This is a genomic window from Streptomyces antioxidans, from assembly GCF_000968685.2.
Lineage (GTDB): Bacteria > Actinomycetota > Actinomycetes > Streptomycetales > Streptomycetaceae > Streptomyces > Streptomyces antioxidans.
Window position 1 is genome coordinate 1 of record NZ_LAKD02000273.1, and the last position, 278, is coordinate 278.

Genomic DNA, 278 nt, shown 5'->3' on the forward strand with positions numbered 1-278 from the left:
TCCAGCTTCCCGTTCACCGTCACCGGCAACCCATCCACCACCACCCACACACCCGGCACCATGAACTCCGGCAACCGCCCCCGCACAAACTCCCGCACCACCCCCACATCACACCCACCCTCACCAGGCACCACATACGCCACCAACCGCCGATCCCCAGGACGGTCCTCCCGCACCACCACCGCCACCTGACCCACCGAAGGATGCCCACCCACCACACCCTCCACCTCACCCAACTCAATACGAAAACCCCGCACCTTCACCTGATCATCCACCCG

1 protein-coding gene is annotated in these 278 nt (G+C 65.1%); it reads right to left on the bottom strand.

Going from position 1 to position 278, the window contains the following annotated elements:
* Window positions 1–278 (bottom strand): AMP-binding enzyme (locus VT50_RS41580; protein WP_143645422.1); only part of this gene is annotated, 278 nt, incomplete at both ends.